The organism is Bacillus cereus group sp. Bce019 (assembly GCF_051781745.1).
GTDB lineage: Bacteria > Bacillota > Bacilli > Bacillales > Bacillaceae_G > Bacillus_A > Bacillus_A cereus.
Genome location: NZ_JBPWJX010000194.1, coordinates 1 through 262, shown reverse-complemented (window position 1 = coordinate 262; position 262 = coordinate 1). Strand labels below are relative to the sequence as shown.

Here is a 262-nt window from a genome sequence, read left to right as displayed (position 1 = left end):
CGACAAGTGGGCCGACGCGTTGAAGGCCCACGGCGTGGATGACCCGGGCAGCAACACCGAGCTGGGCCAAGCCTTCATTGCGCTGGGCGCGGACCTGCCCGCTACCGCCACCGGCAAGCCCAGCACCGCCGCCGCCACCATCGAGCGGCTGGCCGAACACGACGGGCCCGCCCGCCAACTGGCCCAAGACCTGTTGGCCTACCGTGAGCATGCGAAGCTTCTGGGCACCTACCTGGTGCCCTTCAGCTTGCAGTGCACACAC

1 protein-coding gene is annotated in these 262 nt (G+C 69.1%); it reads left to right on the top strand.

Going from position 1 to position 262, the window contains the following annotated elements; translation table 11 throughout:
- Positions 1–19 precede the first annotated feature (19 nt).
- Positions 20–262: hypothetical protein (locus ACS2QP_RS27975; RefSeq protein ID WP_438883099.1), on the top strand; the 243-nt coding region annotated here is incomplete at its 3' end.